Below are 22440 nucleotides of genomic sequence, written 5' to 3'. Positions count from 1 at the left end.
GAAACGCGGCTCCCAGGAGGGGCGGCTTCTCCGGGGCTATTTGCACCGCAGGCAAGCGCTGGCGATGTTCCCGTGTTTGCAGAAGAGCCCCTTTTCGGAGCTGGTGCTCTTCGCCGCCGAGTTCTTGGCCGCCGCCTTCTTCGCGGTGGGCTTCTTGGCCGCCGCCTTCTTCGCGGTGGACTTCTTGGCCGCCGTCTTCTTGCTGGCGGACTTCTTCGCGGTCTGCTTCTTGGCTACGGCCATGGGCTGCCTCGCGTTGGTGTACCGGGTGCACCCGCAGTATCGCTGATCTCACCGGCACCGTCGACCGGCCGCGAACGGTTACACTCAGCAGTGGAGCGGCCATGATCCCTCGCTCCGTCCGGATGGGCGATGCCTCGAGACGAAGACCTCACTCCGACCGTGTGCACCTGCCTGGCGCTGAGGCAGGCCTCGCGCCACATCACCCAGTTCTATGATCAGACACTCCTGCCGAGCGGCATCCGGACGACGCAGTACTCGATTCTTCAGCGCGTCCATCAACACGGTCCCAAGACGGTGAACGAGCTCGCGGAACAGCTCGTCATGGATCCGTCGACGCTCACGCACAACCTCCGGCCGCTGTTGAAGGACGGACTCGTCGTCCTGCAGGTCGGCAAGGATCGTCGCATGCGTGTCGTGGCGTTGACGCCGGAGGGGAAGGCCGCTCATCGGCGTGCTCGGGCGCTCTGGCTTCGTGCCCAAGCGGAATTCGAGCGGGTGTTCGGCAGCGACGAGGCCGCGGCGCTGCGGGCGTTGATGTCCAAGGTCACTCGTTCTGAACTGCCGTCTGGGGGGATTCCTCGACGTAAGCCATGAAGTCCGCGACATGCCGTGCCCACTGCTCGGGGTGGGCTTGCGTGAAGTGGCCGTACGAGCCTCCGTGTCCAGGTTGGATCACGAAGCGCCCTCGCTTCACGCGCGGCATGAGGCGCTCCAGCGTGCCCAGCGAGACAGGGTTGAACTCGTCATCCGAGAAGTTGAGCGCGAAGACCTTGGCCTTGATGTCCCTGAGGGCGGGCTCCGGGTCATAGTCGGCCGACGACTCAAGCGAGTACAGGATGTCGTTCGCATCCATTCGGGCCGCTTGGGTGATGGCCTCCTGAACGAAGGCATCCGCCGCAGCCGCATGGGGGATCGTCTCCTGGAGGTGGGGCACTCCGTCGAGCAGCATGCGGAAGACAGGAAACGCCTCACACCAGCCGCGAGGCGGAGCCGTGTAGTCGCCCCCTCTCCAGTCCGGGTCATTGCGGATCTGATGGGTGACGAAGCGGCGCCAGAGGAGGTTGCGGCCCGAGACGCGCGTGGGCAGCGAGACGATGGGCATCACCGCCTCCACATCGTCCGGGTACAGCTCGCTCCAGAGCCAGGCGTTCATCCCGCCCATGGAGAGGCCCACGATGGCGTGGAGGCGAGGGATGCCGAGCGTCTCCGTGACGAGCCGGTGCTGGAGTTCGACGATGTCCCGGTAGCCGTAGGCGGGGAACCGGGCTCGGAGGCCGTCACTGGGCTTGGTGGAGCGCCCATGCCCGAGGCTGTCCGGGAAGATGAGGTAGTACTTCGTCGCGTCGAGCGGCTTGCCTGGGGCGAACAGCGCGTCGACGAATGGCTTGCTCCGAAGCACCTCGCCGCTCGAACCCGTCCAATGCAGGAGCAACACCGCGTTGGTCACGGCACCGGTTGCGTCCCGGCGCGGAGTTCCGGCCGTCGCGTAGTGGATGCGGAGTTCCGGCAGCGTCATCCCATTGTGGAGCCGATGGTTGGCGAAGACCGCATCGCCTTGTTGCACGGCCAGCTCGGAGGTGGCGCTGAACGGCGCCGCCGTCGAGATGGCTGCGGTGGGCTCTGTCACGGGAGGCCGTGCCGATGCGCAACCCAGCAGCAGAACGCTCACTCCGAGGAACAGGTCACGGCGCTTCATACGAAGGCTCCTGGGGAAGGAACGGCAGGCCCGTCAATATACCTGCATATGCAGGTAATTCAAGGCATCGCTGTCGAGCCGCACGTTGGGCAGCTCCTCGGAAATAGCTTTCAGAGCACCCGGCGCGAGGGCACCAGCGCGTTGGCGAAGAGCAGGCCCGCGGCGATGGCCACTGCCACCAGCAGCATGGAGAAGGCCGTACCTACGCCGGCGACGACGTCTCGTGCCAGCAGAGACTCCAGGCTGCGGAAGCCCAAGCTCCCCGGCACCAGCAGCATCATCCCGGGGACGATGGTGACGACGGACGGCCTGTTGCGCACCCGGGCCAGCGCGTTGCTCGCCATGCCGAGCAGCAGCGCCCCCACGAAGGCTCCCAGCTCCGCGCCCAACCCTCGGGCTCCGAGCCGCGCCCCACCGAAGGCCAGGGCTCCCGCCGCCACGATCCACACGATGTCCGCGGGACGCGCCCGGAAGAGCACGTTCACCGCGAGCGCCACCACCACCAGGGAGACCCCCACCGTCCAGAACGGCAGCGGCGCGGGAGGTGGGGCGAGCGGTGGCAGCGGCAGTACCTCGGCCAGCCGTTGCCCCAGCGCGACGCCGAAGATGAGCTGGAGGAACACGAGCGCCGCGGCCGTGAGCCGGGAGGCGCCGGAGATGAGGTGGCGCGAGGCCAGTTCGTTGATGGCCACCGTCAGCCCGAGCCCCGGTAGCAGGACAATGAGCCCCGACAGCGTGGCCACCTGGACGGACAGCGGGCCCAGGACGCTCGCCGCCGTGACGGCCAGGGCCGAAGCCAGCACCGCAGCCACCGGCTCCAGCACCCGCGCCGCCCGAGGGCTGCGATCCGTGAGCTGATCCAGCACGCCGATGGCGAGGCTGCTCAGCCCCGCCACGCCAATCTCTCGCAGGCCCCCACCGAACAGCCGCGCCGCCGCGCCCGCCGCCAGCATCCAGCAGAGCAGCGTGATGGCGCGCCCATAGCGAGGCGGCGCTCGGAGGATGAACTCCACCCGCTCGGCGCCCTGCTCGGGGGTGATCTTCCCTTGGATGACCTCATGCGCGAGCCCATCCAGCAGCGTCAGCCGCTCCAGGTCCATCTGTCCGGGCTCCACCCGGATGAGTCCGGTCTGGAGCGCCTCGGGCGGGCCGAACGAGGCGAAGATGGACGTGGGCGTGGAGAAGAAGCGAGCGGCCACGCCAAAGCGCTCCGACACCTGGTGGAGCTGATCCTCCAGGCGGTGGGCCGGCGTACCGTATTGGTGGAGGGCCTGGCCCAGCCTCAGGATGAACGCCACCACCGGGCCAGGAGGTGGCTCGCGAAACGCGGAGGGGTGTTCGGGCGGGAGCACGCGCCGCACATGGCAGAGCCCTCGAGGCGAGTCAAACTCCTCAAGGGCGATTGGCCCCGCACGCGGTGGTCCCTGGAGCCTATGAGCGGCTCTCAGTGAATCTTCGTCGACACGTCATCCAGCGGCGGTGGCGGTGGGATGCGCGAGCCTGAGCCATCCAAGCCCGGACGCTCGGCCCCCATCAGGTCCTCGGAGCGGTCCATGGCGCCCAGCGTCGAACTGCGCATGGCCCCGATGTCGCCTTGGTACGAGCTGCCCGTGCCCGAACTGCCCATGCCCATGGAGGCGAGCCCCTCCTGCGCCTTGCGCTTGGCCGGCTCGATGAGCTGGCGCTCGCGGAAGGACACGGGGATGATCAGCGAAGCGAGCACGCCCAGCGCCATGGTGCCCAGGGCCAGCATCAGCGGTTGGTTCTCCACTGCCCGGTCGAACCAGTCACTCGTCCGGCCCTTCACCGTCTGCACCACGTCCGAGGCCCGCTCCTTCAGGTTTACGTCGGTGTGCGTGATGGTCCCGATGGGCATGTCGCCCCCCATGGCGCTGATGTCACCGCTCACGCCCGCGGCGGGAGTGCCTCCGTGCACGCCGATGGGTCGCTCCTCGCGCATCGCAAACGCCTTCTTCATGAGGATGCCGCCCACGCCTGCTCCAATCAGGGCGCCCAGGAGGCTCCAGCCGCGCGGGGTGTCTACCTTGTCCTTCACTTCCTGGGTCCTGTGCATCACCGCCTCCTTGGCACGCTCTTTCCACTCGCCCACCTTCCCCGCAGCGAGCTCCTTCATGTGCTCGGGCCGAGCATGGTGCGCCAGCTCATCGGCGAGCTCGCTCATGCGTGCCCGTGCCGCTGCGACTTCATGGAGTGCATGGTCCTGCTCGCCCATTGGCCGTCCTCCTTCAGGGTTTGAATGGTCTTCGTGGGGCCGTGAACCGTCTTCAGCCGCTCCAGGCCGAGCCAGGTGAGGCCCGCGCCTCCCGCCAGCAACAACACCGCCACCAGCAGCGCCGACAGCCACAGCGGCATCGCGTACGCCAGGGCGATGACGAGGAAGGCAACGAAGGTGATGGCCCCGAGGAGCACCACCACGCCGCCGCCCGCCGCCAGTCCGGCGCCTGCGGAGGTCTTCTTGAGCTCGTCCTTCACCTCGGCCCGCGCGAGCGTCACCTCCGCGCGCACCAGGCGGCGTCCCTGCTCGAGGAACTCGGAGACGAGCTCCTTGATGGGGCGTGAGGGCTCCTGGCCCGCCGTGCTCCGAGGACGCGAGCCTTGGAAGCCCGGGAGTTCCGATCCACCGTCATAAGGAGGTTGCATGGTGGGCTCCCTCAGATCTTCAAGAACCGGCCCGCGAGGAAACCGATTGCCAGGCAGCCCGCGATGAAGACGCCTGGGCGCTGGCGGATCTGTGCCTGTGCGTCTCGTACCAGCTCCTCGGTGGAGCCTCGCTCCAGCCGGTCGGACACGCGGTGGATGACCTGGGCGGCGCTGTCCACCAGGGACTGGGCAGCGCCGAGGTTGCCTTCCTTGCCCGCGCCTTGAAGCGTGTCAGCCAGCCCGTGGAGGCGCTGGAGGACTTCGCCCTTCTTGCTGTCCACCTGCTGGTAGACGCGCTCTCGGGTGACGCCGGCGAGGCGCTTCCCCTGCTCCTTCGTGCCCTTCGTGTTCACGAAGCTCGAGTCCTGGATTCCACTGCCCTCGATGACGCTGGCCATGTTTCCTCCTGTGAATGACGCCTGCCGCCGGGCGGCTTCCGGCCGCATGCACGGCGCACATGAGGGAAAGCTAGGCACGGCAATGACCCTGCCTGCTTTGAGCGGCGCACTGGCCGCGGAGCAGGCGGCAGAGAACGAAGGCGCCGCCGAGGGAATGAAAGCTGGAGGTGTACGCGAGCCCTCCAAGGGGAATAAATGGGGGGAGACGAGGAAGACCTTGGCTCGGAAGAAGACACCGCGATGGCTGGAGGCGGCACGGCTGCGCCAAGGCGCGCCTCCTCCTGCAGGGAGGGCAGACTGGCTGGCGCGTGCGCTCGGCCGGGCGGGCGTGATGCCTCGCGTCGAGGCGGAGCGGGCGATCCGGGACGGCCGGGTGGAGGTGGGCGGCCGGGTGGAGCGGGAGCCCTTCGCGCCGGTGCACCCGGAGGTGGAGGTCCGCGTGGATGGGCAGGTGCGGAGCCTGGATGCTCCGTTGCTCGTGCTGATGTTCCACAAGCCCGCAGGAGTCATCGTCGCGGGGACGGATCCTGAGGGCGTGGGGACGGTGTTCGACCGGCTGCGCGCCGTTCTGCCCGCGGAGCTGCAGGGCTTCGAGTGGTACGCCATCGGCAGGTTGGACCGCGACACCACGGGCCTTCTGCTCTTCACCAATGACGAGCAGGTGGTGCAGCACGGCACTTCCCCGGAGACGCACTTGCCCAAGCGCTACGTGGCGGAGGTGGCGGGGCGGCCCTCGGAGGAGGCCCTTCGGCGGCTCCGAGAGGGACTGGTGCTGGATGACGGGCCCACGCGCCCCGCCGGAGCGCGGCTGCTCGGGCCGGAGCGGGTGGAGCTGGTGCTCACCGAGGGCCGTCACCACCAGGTGAAGCGCATGCTCGCGGCGGTGGGGCACCCGGTGAAGGCCCTGCACCGCGAGGCGGTGGGGAGCGTGGCGCTGGATGTGCCCCTGGGAGCGTGGCGCCAGCTGAGTGTCCCCGAGGTGTCCGAGGGGCTCGGGTTCAGCAAGGACTCCACGCCCGGAGGGAACGGGCGCTGATCAGCGCGGCAGCTCGCGGACGCGCTCGGCGGCGACGGCCTCGGCGGAGAGCAGGCCCGTCTGAGCCACCTGATCCCAGAGCCGGCCGCGCAGCGCTTCCACTGTGGCGGCCAGGGCCTGGATGTCCGCGTGGAGCCGCTCGTTGAGCGGCACCATCTCCGCGTTTGTCAGCCGGGCCCGGAGCGCCTCCAGTGCGCGTTGCTGCGCCTCCAGCTCCGTGAAGTAAGGCTCGGCCACGCTGTGCAGGAAGTCACTCCGGCGCTGCCGGTGGGTCTCGCCCGCGCCCCCCAGGGCCTTGCGGACCAGGCGCAGCGCCTTGGTGCCATCGAACACACGCAGCGCCAGCGCCACGCGGACGTCCGCGCACTGGGCGAGCAGCGGGTTGAGGCCCGGTGGGTATGCGTCCAGCCGGGACTGGAAGGCCTTCACGCCGCGCACGTACGAGTCGGCGTCTCCTGAATAGAGCCTGAAGCGCAGGAAGGAGCCCCGGTAGATGTCGCGCGTGGCGTACTTCCAGGCCTCTTTGATGTCCTTCAGGTGGTAGTCGCGGAAGCCGCGCATGTACTCGAAGAGATCCCGCACCTCCTTGCGGCTCCGGTACACCTCGTTGCGCTCCACCTCGGGTGGGATCTCCGCGCGGCTCGTCACCGCGTCGAAGATGGCCCGGCTCGTCGGGCGATCCGTGATGCCCATGTCCCGCAGCGCCGCGTAGTAGGTGAGCGAGCTCACGTACCGGCTCAGCGAGAACTTCTCGTGGTACAGCGTCCAGAAGCTGAAGAAGGTGGCCTCGTCTTCTGCGGCCTTCAGCGCGCGGGCGTACTGCTCCCACACGGGGCCCTCGGCCGGTGGAGTGGGCGGGATGGGCTCGCCCTCCACATACCAGCGCTCGAAGTCCACGGGGCCGGGGAGCGTGTAGTTGCCCAGCGAGAAGTGGAACGCGTCATGGGACCAGTGCAGCCCCTGGAGCGCCCGGTTCTCGCCGCGATCGGCGGCCATGAAGACGCGGAAGGCGGCCTTGAAGAAGGATCGGTCCGCCTCGTTCTGCGGATAGGCCACGCGCACGCCGTACTCGTGCTGCAGCAGCGTCATCAGCCGCGCGTAGGTGGGAGCCTCGAGCTGCTCCTGTTCGATGGAGGAGTAGCTCTGCAGGCGCCGCTGCACCGTCGAGCCGTGCGTCATCGTCTCGAGGAATGCGTTCCGGGCCTCCACCGGTGCGGTGCGGGCTTCGCGGAAGGGGTCCAGGCCCAGCTCCCCGCCCATCGAGAGCAGCCCGGAGACGATGATCGGATCGCGCACCCGGCCCTCGGCCACCGCGCGCGCCAGCTCGGGGGCACGGATGAGGAACACATCCTCCGGCAGCTCCTGGAGCCGCGACACGTCCAGCTCACAGGCGACGCGATGGCGCACCTCGCTGCTCACGGTGGGGGCGGGTTCCGCGCCGGGCCCGAGCCGCTGGAGCGAGCGCACGCCCACGGGCTGGCCAAGCGCCGCGCTCAGCCTCCGCTCCACCAGCCCCGGGAGTGCCGTGTTGGACTCCAGCGCCCGGGCCTCGGTCTCGGAGAGGAAGAAGCCCGTGGCGTTCCCGTAGCGGGGGTGGATGGGCACGTCGTACAGCGGCTGGAGCAGGCGACGCTCCAGCACGGCGGGGCGGATCTCGGACCAGAGCAGGAAGTACGTCTCGCCGCCGTGGCGCACGAAGGGGAGGACCACGACGGACTGGCCCGTGCCAGGCGTGACGACTTCCCACCACTGGCCATCCAGGTGGACGCGGTGAGCGCGGAGGAAGCGCAGGTCCGCGCCCGTGGGAGATCCTCGTCTCCGGAACCCGGCGGCTGTCTCCGCATCGAGCCCTCGCTCAGCGAAGTGTGCGAGCCGGGCCGCATCCCAGACGCGCTCGTCCGCGCGTGACAGCAGGGCCTGGGCGCCGGGAGAGTCCTCCGCAGGAGCGCTCCGGGAAGCAGCCTTCGGTCCCACGAGGCCGCGCAGCAGCAGGACGAGGTCCTCACTGTGGGCATGGGCGCCGGACTCCAGCTCCTGGAGGAGCGCCTGCACGGGGCGGAAGAGGAGACGGTGGCGCGCGCCATCCCACTCCACGTCAATGTCCGCTGACAGAGGTGGGTTCACTGCGACGAAGAGGGGCAGTGCCAGCTCGGTGAGGTAGCCGATGGAGCGCGCGTAGGTGGGCAGGGGAATCTTGAGGCGCCGCTCGTCCAAGGTGACGTGGGTGCGCGCGTTGAAGACGGATCGGCCGTACTCGAGGATGTCCCCGGTCTCGTCCACGCCCGCGAAGTCGATGCCCACGGGCTCCAGCCCCACCAAGGGGGCTCCGCGCACCGCCCGGGAGGCACGGCGGCGCTGGAGCACACCCACGTGCAGCTGGCCCGCGTGCTCGAAGTAGGGGATGACCTGGCGCGTGTCGAGCCGGCTGCGGCTGGCGACCTCGTATGTCGCGCCTCCCGCCTCCCACGCGCCGAACAGGAGGAACGAGGGCGTGCCCGTCAGGGGCTCGGGGAGGGCTTCTCGGGTGGAGGTGGACATGGCTCAGCTCCGAGCAGGCGGGGTGGATCCGAAGTGGACGCGAGTCTGCCCGTGGGGGACCGTGTCCGCCAGCCCACTCCGGCCTCAGAGCTGCTCGATGAGGCTGCTCCAGGTGCGGTACTGCTCGTCCGTCCACACGCCCTTGGAGAGCCAGTCCACCACGGAGGCGGGCTCCACGAAGTGGCCCTCGTGCTGAAGCCGCAGGTGCATGCCCGGACGGAGCTCCGCCACGAAGCCGCGCTCGACCAACGCCGCGGCCAGCCACTGCACCAGCACCTGACGGGCACGCAGGCGCTTCGCCTCGGGAGAGAGGATGTCCAGCCCCGGGGGCCGCACCCGGTCCCAGAGCGTGGAGCCCTCGCGCAGCAGCTCCGGCAGGGAGGTCAGCGGCGTGCGGCGTGGATCCAGCGCACCACCCGTGAGGTGCTTGGAGATCTCCGGTAGGAGGATCTTCTCGCCCAGCTCCTCCCACTTCAGGTGGACCAAGCTGCCGCGCGTCTTCTGCTCGTAGAAGACCTCCTCCGCGGCGGCTGCGCCCCCGAGCAGATCGATGCAGCCTCCGGCCTCGAACTCCTGGAGCGGCAGGGGCTCTCCCTCGCGGGGGCCCTCGTGGCCCAGCGAGCTCAGCCGCTCCTCGAAGGGAGGGTGCGAGTCCCAGGGTGACGGCGGGCGGCGGAGTTCCTCCTCGATGTCATGGGTGATCTCCGCGCGCCAGGTCTTCTCCTGGAGGAAGGTCTTGAATCCGTCCAGCAAGGGGACGCGCACGCTCTTCTCGATGATCGGGATGACGTCGTGGTGCAGGTAGGCGCTCCACAGCGGCGCCAGCACGTGCACCTTGTGGAGCGCGCGAGCGGCGGCGTCGGCCCCGCACGTCTTGGCCGACAGGGCGTCCGCGGCCAGCTCCTGCTGTCGGGACACGGCGCCCGACACCCGGAGGAACATCTGGCCGTAGAGGCGGAAGGGTACGTCCAGGAAGAAGGCCGAGTCCTCCAGCGTGTCCACCGCCGAGGCGATGGCGGATCGCGTGCGGTACACCCACGGGCCGAGCGTCAGGTCTCCGCCCGTGTGGTGGCCGAACTCGTGCGCGAGCACGGCGGCCAGCTCCTCGCGCGAGAGGATGGCGAACAGCGGGAAGCCCACCCCGACGATGGCCTCGCGCCGCAGGCCGAGCCAGCGCCGCTGCATGGTGATGAAGGCGGTGGTCTGATCCGCCAGGTACACCTTGCGCGGCACCCGCGAGCCCACGCGCTTGGCCACGTCCTCGACCAGCGCGTGCAGGGCGGGGAAGCGCTCCGGGGACAGGTACTCCACGTCGTCCTGCTGATGCTTCTGGAACGACCAGCGGGGCCGCAGCGCCCAGAGCACGGTGAGCGCGCCCGCGGCGGAGAAGATGCCCGCCCACCCCAGTCCGCCCGAGTAGAGGCTCTCGGCGATGGGCACCCACGCGAGCGCGGCGACCACCGCGAGCCCCAATATCCAGAAGCCGGCCCAGAGCACGAGCGTCAGCAGCGCCCGCCGCGGAGTGCTCGGAGAAGTCACGGTGCCCATGATGCGATCGCCTCGCTGACAGGACTGTGGAGCAGATCATCGCGCCGGGCCAGTTCCACCAAGCGCCGCCGCTCCTCCGAGGGCAGGGCCGTGTTGCGTGAGCGCACGAGATAGGCTGCGGCGCGAAACTCCGGTGTCAGCTCGGCCGCTTCGAGGGAGACGCTCTCTCCGCGCACGAACTGGCGGAACACCTCCAGGCTGTGTGGCTCCAGCAGGTACGCCTTGGCCAGGGCCTGCTCGGGCTCCGTCGCGCCGGTGCGCACCGCTTCGCCGTAGGCCAACGCCCAGCCCGCTCCACCGAGCGCTCGGAGCAGCGCGGGTTTCAACTGGGGGGCCATGTCCACGGCCGCCTTGGGATCGCGGCCTACGGAGGACATGAAGCGCAGCATCGGCATGTCGGGTGCGTCCTCGGGGATCAGCCCCGCTCGCGCGCGGAGCTCCCACCGCTTCGATGACTCCTCCTCCTGCTGACCCCCCTCCGCCTCGAGCACCGCGATGAGCTCCTCGGGGTCGACGCCCTTCTCACCGTGGGCGACCCGCGCGTAGACCTCGGCGGCCTCGGCGCGGCTGCTTGGGTCCGCCTCCGCGAAGAGCTTCTTCAGCTGCGCCAGCGCCTCGGCGCGCCGTCCCTGGGCCACCAGCGCCGTGGCCTCGGCTTCGGCCAGGGTGGCGGCACCCTCGGTGTCGAGTCCCCGCAGAGTCTCCCAGGCCTTTGCCGTGCCCTTCCAGTCCCCGGTACGCCAGCGGCTGTAGACGACCGCTCTGAGAATGAGCGGCTCCTGGGGGAAGCGCTGCGCGAGCTGCTCCATGGCGGCGGTGCCCTCGGAACCCCGCTGGAGCCGCACGGAGAGGTACTGGGCGGTCGCGGAGTCCGGCTGAGCCTCGGCGCGGGCGCGGTACTCCTGGACCAGGGCCTCATGCTGGCCCATGCGCTCCGCCGCCCACTGGTAGATGCGGTGCAGTTCGGCGTCCTCTGGATGAACCGCGAGCGCCAGCTTGGCAATCCGCACCGCCTCCTCGGGGCTGTGCATCAGGGCGATGGCAATGGCGCGGGTGGCGGACCCTCGCTCCCAGCCCGCCAGGCGAGCGTACAGCTCGAGGAGCGGCACGGCCTCGGCGTAGCGGTCCTGCGCTATGAGCAGGCTGAGGCACACGGGCGGGCCGCTGAGGTCCTGCGGCAGGATGCCGACGTGGGAGCGGGTGGCGTAGCGCTGGGACTCGGAGAGGCGCAGCGACGAGGGCGGCTCGCTGAAGACGTGGTCCACATCGCGGAGCGTGAGGACCTTTTGGCCGCAGTAGAGCTGCGGCTCATAGCCCGTCGGTGCGTTGTTCTTCGAGTCCGGTCCGTAGACGACGGTCTCCAGGAACACGGGTGTCGCGCCCGCGATGTTCCAGGCGAGCACATCGAAGCCCGAGGCCACCTCCAGCTCGACCGTGTCGATCTCGACGCCGTCCTGGGTCGCCGCGCGGCCCTTCTGGTGGCCGGTGGGGACCTGGGGGAGGAGGGTCATCCCGCTCGCCGGGACGACGGCCTTCTTGCCTCCGAGCTCCACGCTGACGGGCTGAGGGAAGCCGTTGATCAGCCGGACATCCTGGTAGCGCGAGGCTTGGAAGGCCTGCGCCGCGCCGAGCACCACCAGCGCCATCACCCCGAGCGCCAGGGCCCGGCTCCAGAGCCAGGGCAGCGGGCCCAGCGGCACACGGGCGAAGAGTGTCCACGAGCGGTTGAAGGCGCCGCTGCCCTGGCCGGGGCGCACCACATAGGCACCCAAGGGCAGCAGGGGGATGGCGAAGAGCGCGACGACACAGTGGGTGGCGATGCACGTGCCGTCTTGCTCATCCTTCTCCGCGCTGCCGAGCAGCGAGGCCCCGAAGCCATTCACGGTGCCCAGCATGGGGTTGCTCTTGAGGGGGCGCGCGAAGAGCCGCCGATGGCGGAGCAGGATGTCGATGACCTCGCGGTGCGAGCGCAGCCGCCCCATCCACCGGGCCCAGCGCAGCGTGCGGTAGAGCCGGAACGGGTCACCGCGCTCCACCGCGCGGCGCACACCGGGGTCCTCGCACAGAGGCTTCAGCTCCGGGATGCGCTGCAGGAGGCCCGCCGGGTCCTGGATAATCATGGCGCGCGATCTTCGCCGCGACGGCCAAGGTCTGCCAAGGGGCTCCAGCCGCACTCCCAGTGTGACTCACCTTGCCGAGCCGGGAGGCGGAGAGGCCTCGCGGAAGATGCGGAGAATCCGGCCTTCGTCGAAGGCGTAGCGGAAGCCGGTGGCCTCACGGAAGCGGCGGTTGTCCACGACGATGGGATACTGGATGTGGGCCAGCGCGCCCTGCGAGGTGCGAGGCAGCCCGAACCGGCCCACGAGCCGTGCGAGCAACGGGCCGGGCAGCGGCACCGGTGTGCGGCCTGTCTCCCGGATAATGACGGAGAAGGGGATGGGCGGAGGACCCGCCACATTGAAGATGCCGCGCAGGCGCTTCTCCAGCGCGAGCTGGAGCGCGGTGACGACATCCTCCTCCTGGAGGACGTGGAAGAGCGGATCGTACCCGAGCACCATGGGCACCCGCTTGCCGCGCAAGAAGCTCGCGAGCGTCCCGGTGCCGGGAGCACCCAGCGTGTAGACGAGGCGCAGCACGGCGGTGGTCATCTCGGGCATGCGCCAGAGCGCGGTGGCCGCGTAGAGGTCAGCGGCGACGAGGTCGGCCAGCTCGGGCACCTTCTCCAGGGCGCGAGGGGGCTCGTCCTCGGAGTGGTAGAGCGGCGAGTCCGGCGCGGCGCCATAGAAGGTATGGCGGCCGACGAAGAGCACCTGCTTCACACCGTAGTCCCGGCAGTGATCGAAGACGGCCTTCGTGCCATCCAGGTTGATGCGGCCGCGCTCGCCGCCACTCACGGTGAGGGCGGTGACGGTGGCCATGTGGATGACGGCGTCCGGGCGTCGGCGGCGGAAGACGTCCTCCGCGGCGCGCTTGCGCACGTCCACCTGGTGGAACTCGATGCCCTTGGGGACGCTGGACCAGGGGCGCACGTCGATGCCCAGCACTTCGTGCCCGGAGTCGAGCAGCCGCGTGGCCAGCTTTCGGGCGATGCCTCCCGCGATACCGAGGATGAGGACCTTCATTGCGTCCGCCTCCGGTGGCGCAGCTCGCGCCCGCGCTCGATGAGCTCGGCCACGCGGGCCTTCACCTGCTCCACGTAGCCGCTGATGACGTCATCGTCCTCGTCTCCGGTGCCGGAGAAGGTGAGCGGCTCGCCGTAGTGCAGCTCCATGGGCGCGGGCAGAGGCAGGGGCAGCAGGTAGGGGGTGACGGGGACGTAGGGCATGCCTATCAGGCGCCCCAGCGCGTAGAGGTTGGCCACCGTGGGAACGGCCGTGCCGCCGCCGAGGATGGCGGTGGGGACGATGGGGGTGCGCGTCTGCAAGGCCAGGCGCATGAAGCCGGTGCCGAAGTCCACCAGTGAGTAGCGCTCGCGGTAGAGCTTGGCGGTGCCGCGTGAGCCTTCGGGGAAGACCATGAGGAGGCGATCGTCCTCGAGCAGGCGCAGGGCGTGCTCGGGCAGGCCGGTGAACTGGCCGGTGCGGCTGGTCCACAGGGAGGCAACGGGGAAGCGGTTGAGGAACTTCTCCGCCATGCCCTGGCCGAGCCGGGGCGGCTCCATCTCCAGCAGCAACGAGGTGAGGAGCATGGCCCCGTCGATGGCGTAGCCGCCCGAGTGGTTGCCGACGATCATCGCCCGGCCGCGCGGCGGCACGTGCTCGATGCCGTAGCACCGCACCCGGAAGTAGTACCGGTACAGCACGGCGAGCGCCGACGCCGCCAGGGTGAGATGTTTCTTGGAGATGCCATACGGGTCGACGCCGAACTCGTTGAACGGCAGCTCGAGCCGGTCGACCCGCTCCGCAATGGACTCTTCGCGCGCCACGCGGGCACCGTAGCACGCCAGAACCTGCGCTTGCTCGCTCATCGGCCAAGCCTGCGGGCGCTCGCCAGTGGGTGGTCTTGGGGCGCTCTACCTTGTCCTCATGGCGGGACACGGCGTGGTGACTGCCCAGGAGGGCAATCGGCTCTGTGACTTCATCCGGGGGCGCCTCCACGTCATCCTGGAAGAGTGGGAGCGCCGGGCCCGGCATTTCCCGGTGGCCGAGCGCCTGCAAGGGGCGGCGCTACGCGACCATGTCCCGCAGATCCTCGAGCGCATCGCCTGCGTCCTCCAGGCGCTGGAGACGGGCGGGCATGCGTCGCTCCAGGAACTGCCGGACAGGCATGCCCTCGAGAGGCTGGACGAGGGCTACGACTTGCGTACAGCGACCGAGGAGCTGAGCGCTCTGCGCGACACCATCCTGGGGCTGTGGGAGCAGGAGGTCTCGGGCGTTCTCGCCGTGCGGGAGGTGCGCGAGCTGGACCGCGCCATCGATGAGGTGATCTCCGCCTCGGCGGCCCGCTTTGCTCTGGCCCGGGAGCGCACCTTGAGGGCGCTGGATCGGGTCTCCTCGGCGGCGCTGGGGACAGGGAAACTGGACACCTTCCTGCCCCAGTTGATGACGGTGCTGCTGGAGACAGTGGCCGCGGTGGACTCGGTGGCGATCTTCCTTCAGGACGCGGAGGACGTGCTGCGCGTCCGGGCAGCCATCGGTCTGGAGGAGGAGGTCCAGGCGCGGCAGCCCGTGCGAGTGGGGGAGGGGTTCACGGGGACGGTGGCCGCACGGAAAGAGCCGCTCTTGCTGCGGGACGCGTCCAGGGATCCGCTGGGGCGCGGCTCGCGTCTTCGCAGCAAGGGGATTCACGCGCTCTACGGCGTGCCGCTGCTGCACGAAGGGCAAATGATCGGGGTCGCGCAGATGGGCTCGCGCACGGCCTTCGATTTCTCGGAGGACGACCAGCAGTTGCTGCGCACCATGGCGCAGCGAGCCACCTCGCTGATCATCCAGGCCCAGTTGATGGAGCGGCTGGTGGAGGACATCCATCAGCGCCAGGAGGCGGAGCGGGCGCAGGCGCTGTTGGTGGAGGCGGGGGCAGTGCTGGCGCAGTCGCTCGACGTGGACACGACGTTGAAGAGCATTGCCTTGCTGGCGGTGACGCATCTGTCGGACTACTGCATGCTGGATCTGCTGAGAGAAGACGGGCAGCTCCACCGGGTGGAGGTGCAGGCGAGGGAGCCGGCTCGGAGGGAGCTCATCCACAGCGCGATGGCGTACGCGCCGCGGCGGGGAGCCTCGAGCCCGGTGGCGCGCGTGTTCGAGACGGGCATCCCTCATGTGGCCGATATCACCCCCGAGTGGCTGGACAGCGTCGCGCAGTGCCCGGAGCACCGGGCCATGTTGGAGGCGCTGGAGCCGCGGTCCTCGGTGATTCTGCCGCTGAAGGCACGAGGGCGAACGCTGGGGGTGCTCAACCTGGCCTCCCTGGAGCCGGGGCGCATGTCGCGGGCTTCGAGCATCGCGGTGGCGCAGGGGTTGGCGGACCGGGCGGCGATTGCCATCGACAATGCGCGGCTCTACCAGGAGGCGCGCGAGGCGGTGAAGGTGCGTGAGGATGTGGTGGCCATCGTCAGCCACGATCTGCGCAACCCCCTGAACGCCATCTCCCTGTCGGCGTCGACGCTCATCAAGCGCGAGGAACTGGATGTCCGGACGGCGAAGGCGGCCACGCGCATCTACGCGGCGGCGGATCGGGCGCACCGGCTGATTCGGGACCTGCTGGACTTCACGCAGGCGCGGGTGGGGGGCATTCCTCTGACCCCGCGCAAGGTGTCACCCGGGGAACTGGTGAGGCAGGTGGTGGAGGAACTCCAGTCCGCGTTCCCCGAACGGCACTTGGAGCTGCGGGTGGAGGCGGAGGGAGCGCTGGATGTGGATCCGGATCGGCTGGCGCAGGTGCTGGCGAACCTGCTGGGCAACGCGGTGCAGCACAGCCCGGCAGGCACCCCGGTCAAGGTCGACGTGCGCGGAGAAGAGGAGGGGGTGCTCGTGGCAGTGCACAACGAGGGGGCGCCCATTTCCGCCGCTCAGCTCCCGGTGTTGTTCGAGCCCTTTCATCGGGGCCGGGAGGCGAGGACGGGGACGGGGAGCCTGGGGCTGGGGCTCTTCATCTCGCGGCAGATCGTCCAGGCGCACCAGGGGCGTATCGAGGTGCGCTCGGAGTCCGGGGAGGGGACAACGTTCACGGTGTGGTTGCCGCGTCATTCCAGACATTCGCGTTCTGGGCATTGAGCGGTCCGCGCTGGGGGCGGACGACGCAGAAGCGCTGGCCGGTGGGGGCCTCCATCACCCACCAGCGCTTGACGAATGCGACCCGCTTGGCGCCCAGCGCCTCGAGCCGCTTCACCTCGGCTTCGATGTCATCGGTCTCGATGTCGAGGTGGACGCGGCTGTCATGGTCCACCTTCTGGAGGAGAATCATCGGCTCGTCCTGGGAGACGGCGAGATCGCGGTAGGGGCCGGCATCGGGGGGAGGCGTGTTGACGGGCCGGCCAAAGGCCTGGCTCCAGAAGGTGGCGGCGGCATCGATGTCCTCGACCTTGCAGTCGATGACGAGGGCACAGAAGCGGCTGTGGTGCATGGGAGCTCCGAGAGAGGGGGAAGGACGCGCGTCTTATCCGTTCTGGAGCTGAAGTGAGCTATGTTCCGGCGGCCATGCGATGTGACTCCTGTCTTCAGGCGGAACCTTCAGCGTATGTGGAGCTGCATCACAACGTGGGACTGCTGCTCATGCGGCAGGAGTACTCCACGGAGGGGCAGCTCTGCCGGAGCTGCCTGAAGCGCGCGTTCTGGCACCACACGTTGCGGAACGTGACGCTGGGGTGGTGGGGGATGATCTCGTTCTTCATGACCTGGTACTTCCTGGTCTCGAACCTGCTCACCTACCTGCGGGCGCAGAGCGAGCTGGGGCGGGCCCGGCCGCGCGAGGACTCCCGCGCCACGGTGGCCACGGGGGACGAGGCGCAGAAGCTCCTCGGTCCTTTCGAGCACAATGTGCGCATGCTGCTTCGTTCGGGGGACGCGCCGGAGACCATCGCCAAGGACCTGGCCCGCACTCACAGCGTGGAGCCCTCGGCGGCGCAGCGCTTCGTGGAGCAGATTCGCTCGGCGGAGTGAGGAGCGGTTGGCCGGTGGGTCGGACGTCCTTCGGGAACCCCGTCAAAATAAGGGGACAGTTCGGACAGCGCTCGAAGATACTCGCACCGTGAGCGACGCCAGCTTGTACACAGTGGGTGGAACGGTGCAGGCGGGCGGAGGCGTGTACCTGGCCCGCCGGGCGGACCCGGAGATGCTCTCGCTGTGCCGCGCGGGCACGTTTGCCTTTGTGCTGACGGCGCGTCAGATGGGCAAGTCCAGCCTGATGGTGCGCACCGCGGAGCAGCTCTACGAAGAGGGCATCCGCTCGGTCATCATTGACCTGACGCGCATTGGCAAGCAGGTGACGGCGGACCAGTGGTACGTGGGCCTGCTGGTCGTCATCCAGGAGCAGCTCGAGCTGAACACGGACTCGGCCGAGTGGTGGAACCGCAACCGGGACCAGGGCCCGGTGCAGCGGATGACGCGCTTCCTGGAAGAGGTGGTGCTCCAGGAGGTCCCCGGGCGCGTGGTGGTGTTTGTCGATGAGATCGACACCACGCTGGGGATGGGCTTCACGGACGACTTCTACGCGGCCATTCGCTACCTCTATAACGCGCGCGCGAGCAACCCGGAGCTGGCGCGTCTGTCTTTCGTGCTCGTGGGCGTGGCCACGCCGGGAGACCTCATCCAGGACGAGAAGCGCACGCCCTTCAACCTGGGCCAGCGGGTGGAGCTGACGGACTTCACGTTGGAGGAGGCGAGGCCGCTGGCGCAGGGGTTGGGGGACGGGCCCGAGCAGGGGAGGCAGGTGCTGGAGTGGGTGCTGGGGTGGACGGGCGGGCACCCGTACCTGACGCAGCGGCTGTGCCAGGCGCTGGTGGACCACAAGCAGCAGAACGGTGGGGGCGCCTGGGCGCGTCAGGACGTGCAGCAGGTGGTGGAGCGAACGTTCTTCGCGGAGAAGAGCTTCCAGGACAACAACCTGGTGTTCGTGCGCGACATGCTGACGCGGCGCGCGCCGGAGCCCGAGCGGGTGCTGCGGACGTATCAGGACATCCGGCGTGGCCGTCGGGTGGCCGATGAGGAGCGGTCGCTGGTCAAGGCGCACCTCAAGCTCGCGGGGGTGGTGCGGCGCGAGGGCCAGGTGCTGCGGGTGCGCAACGCCATCTACGACCGGGTCTTCACGGTGGCGTGGGCGCGCAGCCAGTTGCCGGTGGACTGGCGCGTGGTGCGGCTGGCGGCGCTGGGGTTGGTGATCCTGGGCTTCATCGTGCTGCTGCCGGCCTCGGTGCTCCTATACCGGCAGTTGGCGGCTGCGGAGCGCGATGCCGATGCGGTTCGCGAGGAGCTGGGGCGGGCGCAGAAACTCAGGGAGGATGCCGAGTCAGCCAAAGGCCGGGCAGAAAAAGAGGCCAGCAGCATCAAAGAGGAGGCACAAAAGAGCGTAGCTCAAGCCCAGCGGGAGACGCAGGTACTCCAGGCGGATGCCACCAAGGCGAAGGAAGAAGCGGAGAAGGCGAAGCAAGAGGCGGAGACCGCTCGCACGGAGGCACAGCGGCTGCAGGCGGAGGCACAGCAGGCCTTGGCGCAAAAGGAACAGGTCGAGCGGGAAAGCGCTCGCGCCCGAGCCGAGGCCGAGGAGAAGTTCAAGGAAGCCGCCTCGTATGTGTTCCTGAACCGGGCGGATGACACGCTGCGTGCCGCCTCCTCGGCCTTGCCTGTCAGCGCCGCGTTCTCCACGGAGGCCTTGCGGCTCTATCCCTCCTCGGCGGGAGCCATGGACTCGCTGATCCGCGCGCTCGTCCAGCTTCGCTCGGACCCGGTCCCTCTGGCTCATGATGACAACGTCCTGGCCGTCACCTTCAGCCCGGATGGCAGCTTGGCCCTGTCCGCCAGTGAAGACGGAACTGCCCGGCTCTGGGAGGTGGCCACGGGCCGCCAGCGCCTGAAGCTCTCTCACAACAAGCCCGTCACGGCCGTGGCCTTCAACTCGGATGGCTCACGTGTGGCCACCGCCAGCGAGGATGGCACCGCACGCCTGTGGAACGCGGCCACCGGCCAGCCCCTGGGCGCTCCCCTTCAGCACCACTACCCCGTCAATGCCGTGGCCTTCAGCCCCGACGGCAAGCTGCTGCTCACCGGGTGTGACGATCGCACCGTGCGCCTGTGGAACACGGCCACTGGCGCCGAGGTGTCCTTTGCCAAGGCGATGACGCACCGGGACCGTGTCACGGCCGTGGCGTTCAGCCCTGATGGCACGCGAATGGCCTCGGCGAGCAATGACCGGACGGCGCGTGTGTGGGACGTGGCCACGGGCAAGCGGCTCTCCGTGCTGCAGCACATGGGCCGTGTGCTGTCAGTGGCCTTCAGCCCGGATAACACGCTCGTGGCGACGGCCAGTGAGGACAGAGCCGCGCGCCTGTGGGAAGTGGCGGGCGACTTCTCCCCCATGGTGCTGGCTCACGACAAAGCCGTCACGGCCGTGGCCTTCAGCGCCGACGGCAAGAGCGTGGCGACAGCCAGCGAGGACAAGACCGCGCGCCTGTGGGATGTGGCCACCGGCAAGCAGCAGGTGCTCCTGCCTCATCAGGACACCGTCAACTCCGTGGCGATCAGCCCGGACGGCAAGACCTTGGCCACGGCCAGCGAGGACCAGCGTGCCCGGCTCTGGCAGATCGCCCCTCGTTCTCCGCTCGTGCTCCTGCCGCATGGCGCAGCGGTCACCGCGCTGGCATTCAGCCCGAACGGCACGCGCATGGCCACCACCAGCGGCAACCAGGCCACGCTCTGGGACGAGGCCACCGGGCAGCGAGGCCGGCGGTTCACCCATGACACGAACAAGCCGGTGACGGCGGTGGTGTTCAGTCCGGACGGGACGCGCGTGGCCACCGCCAGCGAGGATGGCACGGCACGCCTGTGGAATGCGTCCACCGGCGAGTCCCTGAGCCCGCCCTTCTCGCACAAGGCGGCGATCCGCTCCGTGGCCTTCAGCCCCGATGGCACACATCTGGCCACTGCCAGCGATGACGACACGGTGCGCCTGTGGAACACGGCCAGCGGCGAGCTCAGGGGCCGGCCCCTCCGGCACGCGGCCGGTGTCCGGGCCGTGGCCTTCAGCCCGGATGGCAGGCTCCTGGCCACCGCCAGCGAGGATGGCACCGCACGCCTGTGGAACGCGGCCACCGGCGAATCCCTGGGCAAAGTCCTGCAGCACGAGCTCGTCGTCACTGCGGTGGTGTTCAGCCCGGATGGCACGCTCCTGGCCACGGCCAGCGAGGACAGCACTGCCCGCCTTTGGGACGTGGCCACCGGCCAGCAGCGCCAGCTGCTGCAGCACGACAGCAGTGTGACGTCCGTGGCCTTCAGCCCGGATGGCACGCTCGTGGTCACGGCCAGTGAGGACGGCTCGGCGCGCTTGTGGGAGGCCACCACGGGGCGCCGGCTTGCGCGCATGCCCCACCGGAGCCGTGTCCTGGCCGTGGCCTTCAGCCCGGATGGCTCGCGCGTGGCCACCGCCAGCGAGGACGAGACCGCGCGCCTGTGGCCGGTGCGCTCCCAGGATTGGATCGATCTCACCTGCGCCTTGTTGCCTCGCAACTTGACGCGTCAGGAGTGGCCTGCGGATGTGAGCAAGGTTGCACCCTATCGGAAGGCTTGCCCTAACCTGCCCTGAGTTCCGGGACGCCAGGAAAGAGACCCATGGCCCGTGTCTTCATCAGTTACAAGCGCGACGTCACGCCCGATCAAGACCTTGCCAATGCCCTCTACAAGGCGCTCAAGGTCGACCACGAGGTGTTCATCGACACTTCCATGCTCGTGGGTGAGAAGTGGGTGGAGCGCATCGACGCGGAGATCCGCCAAGCGGACTTCTTCATCGCGCTGCTGTCCCCCTTCTCCGTCAACAGCGAGATGGCCCGCACGGAGATCGAGCTGGCGCACCAGCTCCAGGTGCAGCGCGGGCGCCCGGTGCTGCTACCCATCCGGGTCGCCTACCACGAGCGCCTGCCGCCGCCGCTGGGCGGGTACCTCAGCCCCATCAACTGGGCGCTCTGGGAGGGGCCCGAGGACACTCCGCGCCTGCTCGAGCAGCTCGCCAAGGCCATGAGCGGGGGGACGTTGCCGGGCTCCGCCTCGACTCCCGCGAGCCCTCCCCGGGCCAGTGCGGCGCCCGAGCCCGCGCCTGCCGCCGCCGCCACTGCCTTTCAGGCGCCTCTGCCGTCCGCGGCGCTCGAGCTGGATGAGCCGCTCGAAGGGGCCATGGACACGCAGTCGGCCTTCTATGTGGTGCGCGATGCCGATGCGACGGTGATGAAGGCTGTCTCGCAGAAGCAGGGCACCACCGTCACCATCAAGGGCGCCCGGCAGATGGGCAAGAGCTCCCTGCTCATGCGAGGCTTGGCTGGCGCCATCACCGCGGGCAAGCGCGTGGCCTACCTCTCGTTCCAGGAGTTCGACTCGGCCACGTTCTCCAACCCGGATCTCTTCTTCCAGCGCTTCTGCACCTCGCTGGGGGATCAGCTCGAGCTGTCCAACCAGGTGGATGCCTACTGGCAGAAGCCCATGGGCCTGAGCCAGCGCTGCGGCCTATACATGAGCGGACACATCCTCAAGGCGCTGGAGGCCCCGCTGGTGCTGGGGCTGGACGAGGTGGAGACGCTCTTCGAGACGCCCTTCGGCACGGACTTCTTCGGCATGCTGCGCAGCTGGCACAACAACCGCGCGCTGCCCACCACGCCCGTGTGGAAGAAGCTCAGCATCGTCCTCGTCACCTCGACCGAGCCCTTCCTCTTCATCAAGAACCTGACGCAGTCGCCCTTCAACGTGGGGCAGACGGTGGAGCTGGGAGACTTCACCCCGGAGCAGGTGGCCGAGCTGAACCGGCGGCATGGCTCGCCGCTGGGGCCCAAGCAGGAGCAAGAGCTCTTCGCCTTGCTGGGCGGACATCCCTATCTGGTGCGCAAGGCGCTCTACCTGGTGGCCAGCCGGAGCATGCGTGTGGAGGACCTGTTCTCCCAAGCGGCGGAGGACCGAGGCCCGTTTGGAGACCACTTGCGGCACCTGCTCTTCCGGCTGGGCGGCCAGCCGCAGCTCAAGGCTGGCTTTCGCGAGGTGCTGCAGCGCGGCGCACACCCGGACGAGGACGTGTTCATCCGCCTGCGGAGCGCGGGGCTGGTACGGCAGGAGGGAACCACGATGCTGCCTCGCTGCGAGCTGTACCGGCGCTACTTCCGCGAGCGCCTCACCACGAGCTGAGCCGGGAGC

General features: G+C 69.2%; 18 protein-coding genes. 6 read left to right on the top strand and 12 right to left on the bottom strand.

The annotated features are described in order from the left end of the window. Nucleotides 1-36: 36 nt before the first annotated feature. Entirely contained in the window at nt 37-243 is a 207-nt protein-coding gene (locus tag DB31_RS47370) for a hypothetical protein (protein WP_075306463.1), read from the bottom strand. 129 nt (nt 244-372) lie between these two features. Between DB31_RS47370 and DB31_RS47365 the strand changes: the two genes are divergently transcribed. Beyond that, on the top strand, nt 373-837 hold the full coding sequence (locus tag DB31_RS47365; RefSeq protein ID WP_075306461.1) for a MarR family winged helix-turn-helix transcriptional regulator: 465 nt from the start codon (nt 373-375) through the stop codon (nt 835-837). Here the strand turns inward: DB31_RS47365 and DB31_RS39775 are convergent. The 5 genes from DB31_RS39775 to DB31_RS39755 all read right to left on the bottom strand — a co-directional run bounded on the left by DB31_RS39775 (nt 788) and on the right by DB31_RS39755 (nt 4998). Beyond that, the gene (locus DB31_RS39775) at nt 788-1939 is read right to left on the bottom strand and encodes an alpha/beta fold hydrolase (RefSeq protein WP_044198181.1); all 1152 of its coding nucleotides are present in this window, start codon (nt 1937-1939) and stop codon (nt 788-790) included. The genes DB31_RS47365 and DB31_RS39775 overlap by 50 nt on opposite strands. 110 nt (nt 1940-2049) lie before the next feature. Next, the gene (locus DB31_RS39770; RefSeq protein ID WP_044198325.1) at nt 2050-3291 is read right to left on the bottom strand and encodes a threonine/serine exporter family protein; all 1242 of its coding nucleotides are present in this window, start codon (nt 3289-3291) and stop codon (nt 2050-2052) included. 92 nt (nt 3292-3383) lie between these two features. Next, nucleotides 3384-4121, bottom strand: coding sequence for a hypothetical protein (locus tag DB31_RS39765; RefSeq protein ID WP_044198178.1), 738 nt, complete (start codon nt 4119-4121; stop codon nt 3384-3386). Next, nucleotides 4118-4600: a phage holin family protein gene (locus DB31_RS39760; RefSeq protein WP_083969175.1), complete on the bottom strand. Its 483-nt coding sequence runs from the start codon at nt 4598-4600 to the stop codon at nt 4118-4120. Before DB31_RS39760 ends, DB31_RS39765 begins: the two co-directional genes overlap by 4 nt. Before the next feature lie 11 nt (nt 4601-4611). Then, nucleotides 4612-4998, bottom strand: a complete 387-nt coding sequence (locus DB31_RS39755) for a hypothetical protein (protein ID WP_052420621.1) — start codon at nt 4996-4998, stop codon at nt 4612-4614. Between the two features lie 217 nt (nt 4999-5215). Between DB31_RS39755 and DB31_RS39750 the strand changes: the two genes are divergently transcribed. Continuing rightward, complete coding sequence (locus DB31_RS39750) at nt 5216-6034, top strand: pseudouridine synthase (protein ID WP_044198175.1); 819 nt, start codon at nt 5216-5218, stop codon at nt 6032-6034. On the opposite strand, the gene DB31_RS39745 is transcribed toward DB31_RS39750, so the two are convergent. The 5 genes from DB31_RS39745 to DB31_RS39725 form a co-directional block, all read right to left on the bottom strand. Next, complete coding sequence (locus DB31_RS39745; RefSeq protein ID WP_044198172.1) at nt 6035-8572, bottom strand: hypothetical protein; 2538 nt, start codon at nt 8570-8572, stop codon at nt 6035-6037. An 84-nt stretch (nt 8573-8656) separates the two neighbouring features. Further along, a complete protein-coding gene (locus DB31_RS39740) occupies nt 8657-10120 on the bottom strand; it encodes a M48 family metallopeptidase (RefSeq protein WP_044198168.1) in 1464 nt (487 codons plus the stop codon). Further along, nucleotides 10108-12240, bottom strand: coding sequence for a hypothetical protein (locus DB31_RS39735; RefSeq protein WP_044198166.1), 2133 nt, complete (start codon nt 12238-12240; stop codon nt 10108-10110). Before DB31_RS39735 ends, DB31_RS39740 begins: the two co-directional genes overlap by 13 nt. A gap of 66 nt (nt 12241-12306) precedes the next feature. After that, nucleotides 12307-13242 (bottom strand): SDR family oxidoreductase, encoded by a 936-nt coding sequence (locus DB31_RS39730; RefSeq protein ID WP_044198164.1) that lies wholly within the window; start codon nt 13240-13242, stop codon nt 12307-12309. Continuing rightward, the gene (locus DB31_RS39725) at nt 13239-14087 is read right to left on the bottom strand and encodes a 1-acyl-sn-glycerol-3-phosphate acyltransferase (protein WP_044198161.1); all 849 of its coding nucleotides are present in this window, start codon (nt 14085-14087) and stop codon (nt 13239-13241) included. The genes DB31_RS39730 and DB31_RS39725 overlap by 4 nt, the downstream gene beginning before the upstream one ends. 58 nt (nt 14088-14145) lie before the next feature. Here DB31_RS39725 and DB31_RS39720 point away from each other — a divergent pair, with 58 nt between their 5' ends. Next, nucleotides 14146-16332, top strand: coding sequence for a GAF domain-containing protein (locus DB31_RS39720; protein ID WP_044198160.1), 2187 nt, complete (start codon nt 14146-14148; stop codon nt 16330-16332). Here the strand turns inward: DB31_RS39720 and DB31_RS39715 are convergent. Further along, the gene (locus tag DB31_RS39715; RefSeq protein ID WP_044198158.1) at nt 16283-16681 is read right to left on the bottom strand and encodes a VOC family protein; all 399 of its coding nucleotides are present in this window, start codon (nt 16679-16681) and stop codon (nt 16283-16285) included. The two genes, DB31_RS39720 and DB31_RS39715, sit on opposite strands and share 50 nt — an antisense overlap. A 134-nt stretch (nt 16682-16815) precedes the next feature. Between DB31_RS39715 and DB31_RS49835 the strand changes: the two genes are divergently transcribed. The 3 genes from DB31_RS49835 to DB31_RS39700 all read left to right on the top strand — a co-directional run bounded on the left by DB31_RS49835 (nt 16816) and on the right by DB31_RS39700 (nt 22431). After that, entirely contained in the window at nt 16816-17217 is a 402-nt protein-coding gene (locus tag DB31_RS49835; RefSeq protein ID WP_169787157.1) for a hypothetical protein, read from the top strand. An 88-nt stretch (nt 17218-17305) separates the two neighbouring features. Continuing rightward, entirely contained in the window at nt 17306-20851 is a 3546-nt protein-coding gene (locus DB31_RS39705) for an AAA-like domain-containing protein (protein WP_052420620.1), read from the top strand. 26 nt (nt 20852-20877) lie between these two features. Further along, nucleotides 20878-22431 carry an AAA-like domain-containing protein gene (locus DB31_RS39700; protein WP_052420619.1) on the top strand — a complete coding sequence of 518 codons (1554 nt, stop codon included), beginning with the start codon at nt 20878-20880 and terminating at the stop codon, nt 22429-22431. The last annotated feature ends 9 nt before the right edge of the window (nt 22432-22440 follow it).

The sequence above is a fragment of the Hyalangium minutum genome (genome assembly GCF_000737315.1).
Lineage (GTDB): Bacteria > Myxococcota > Myxococcia > Myxococcales > Myxococcaceae > Hyalangium > Hyalangium minutum.
Note: the sequence above shows the minus strand (reverse complement) of the source record. Positions and strands in the feature narration are given on the sequence as shown.

Excerpts from the sequence above, each read along its gene's own strand:
- DB31_RS47370 (WP_075306463.1), bottom strand. The coding sequence starts at position 243 with ATGGCCGTAGCCAAGAAGCAGACCGCGAAGAAGTCCGCCAGCAAGAAG.
- DB31_RS47365 (WP_075306461.1), top strand. The coding sequence starts at position 373 with ATGCCTCGAGACGAAGACCTCACTCCGACCGTGTGCACCTGCCTGGCG.
- DB31_RS39775 (WP_044198181.1), bottom strand. The coding sequence starts at position 1,939 with ATGAAGCGCCGTGACCTGTTCCTCGGAGTGAGCGTTCTGCTGCTGGGT.
- DB31_RS39765 (WP_044198178.1), bottom strand. The coding sequence starts at position 4,121 with ATGAGCGAGCTCGCCGATGAGCTGGCGCACCATGCTCGGCCCGAGCAC.
- DB31_RS39760 (WP_083969175.1), bottom strand. The coding sequence starts at position 4,600 with ATGCAACCTCCTTATGACGGTGGATCGGAACTCCCGGGCTTCCAAGGC.
- DB31_RS39755 (WP_052420621.1), bottom strand. The coding sequence starts at position 4,998 with ATGGCCAGCGTCATCGAGGGCAGTGGAATCCAGGACTCGAGCTTCGTG.
- DB31_RS39745 (WP_044198172.1), bottom strand. The coding sequence starts at position 8,572 with ATGTCCACCTCCACCCGAGAAGCCCTCCCCGAGCCCCTGACGGGCACG.
- DB31_RS39740 (WP_044198168.1), bottom strand. The coding sequence starts at position 10,120 with ATGGGCACCGTGACTTCTCCGAGCACTCCGCGGCGGGCGCTGCTGACG.
- DB31_RS39735 (WP_044198166.1), bottom strand. The coding sequence starts at position 12,240 with ATGATTATCCAGGACCCGGCGGGCCTCCTGCAGCGCATCCCGGAGCTG.
- DB31_RS39730 (WP_044198164.1), bottom strand. The coding sequence starts at position 13,242 with ATGAAGGTCCTCATCCTCGGTATCGCGGGAGGCATCGCCCGAAAGCTG.
- DB31_RS39725 (WP_044198161.1), bottom strand. The coding sequence starts at position 14,087 with ATGAGCGAGCAAGCGCAGGTTCTGGCGTGCTACGGTGCCCGCGTGGCG.
- DB31_RS39720 (WP_044198160.1), top strand. The coding sequence starts at position 14,146 with ATGGCGGGACACGGCGTGGTGACTGCCCAGGAGGGCAATCGGCTCTGT.
- DB31_RS39715 (WP_044198158.1), bottom strand. The coding sequence starts at position 16,681 with ATGCACCACAGCCGCTTCTGTGCCCTCGTCATCGACTGCAAGGTCGAG.
- DB31_RS39700 (WP_052420619.1), top strand. The coding sequence starts at position 20,878 with ATGGCCCGTGTCTTCATCAGTTACAAGCGCGACGTCACGCCCGATCAA.